Genomic DNA, 1,081 nt, shown 5'->3' with positions numbered 1-1,081 from the left:
AACTAACGCATGCGTTAGTTCAACAACATGACCGACTATTAAGTCGGTTTTTTTGCTCTCAAGTAAATATATTATTAATATTCTTTAAAAAAGTAATGAAGGTAAAATCATTTTAGGGAAGAAATTAACATAATATGGAAAATTCGATTGTGAGATGATGAAAGTATTTTTAATAACTTAAAGATTCTCAATTTGTTTATAGAAGGAATGATGGTGATGATTTTATCAGTCAATCAAATTCATAAATCATTTGGAAATGAAAAAGTATTATCAGGGATTACATTTGAAATTCACAAGCCACAAATTGTAGCTCTAGTAGGTCCAAATGGATCTGGGAAATCGACCCTTCTAAACACAATTACTAACCTTTTAGCTGCTGATCAAGGTGAAGTTACTATTCTAGGAAAAAGTAATAAAAATCCAACTATATTTCGAGAAATTTCTTTCATGCAAGATAATTCGGTTCTTTATGATTATTTAACAGGATATGATCATCTCCAATTCATTGGAGATATACAAGGAATAACAAGGAAACAACTAATACAAACAGCTGAAATAGTAGGAGTTGATGGCTATTTGAACAAAAAGGTTGCTTATTATTCGCTTGGAATGAAGCAACTTTTACTTTTGACTTTGGCTATTGTTAATCAACCAAAATTGCTGATTTTAGATGAGCCGTTGAATGGTCTAGATCCGTCGAGTGCGATTAAAGTGCGTGAGCTATTATTACAGTTAGTAGAACAAGGAACAGCAATACTTCTTTCGTCACATAACTTATCAGAAATTGATCGTGTCACTTCTCATGTCTTATTTTTGAAGAAAGGAGTCCTTATAAATGAGGAACTTTCAATGAGTACAGAAGAACGTTATAAAAAAATTTTCTTTGATGAGGGGTGATTATATTTAACTTCATACTATTCGAATTGAAAAAATTCTGGCGTAAACGACATTTCCTTTGGATGTTACTTATAATTTTATTGTGTGTGGGTGGGACCTTTATCCAAAATTATATGGAAAAATCCACACTCAAAGACAGAGCCGAACAAAAGATGAAGCCTTATTTTGAAGAAACAGATAAAAT

The 1,081-nt window shown here is 31.4% G+C and carries 1 protein-coding gene; it reads left to right on the top strand.

Features of this window, described 5'->3' with window-relative positions; all coding sequences use genetic code 11:
• The first annotated feature begins 216 nt into the window (after positions 1 to 216).
• Positions 217 to 897: an ABC transporter ATP-binding protein gene (locus tag EP747_RS23930; RefSeq protein ID WP_129692486.1), complete on the top strand. Its 681-nt coding sequence runs from the start codon at positions 217 to 219 to the stop codon at positions 895 to 897.
• The last annotated feature ends 184 nt before the right edge of the window (positions 898 to 1,081 follow it).

This window comes from Gottfriedia acidiceleris, assembly GCF_004138285.1.
GTDB classification, from domain to species: Bacteria; Bacillota; Bacilli; order Bacillales; family Bacillaceae_G; genus Gottfriedia; species Gottfriedia acidiceleris_A.
Note: the sequence above shows the minus strand (reverse complement) of the source record. Positions and strands in the feature narration are given on the sequence as shown.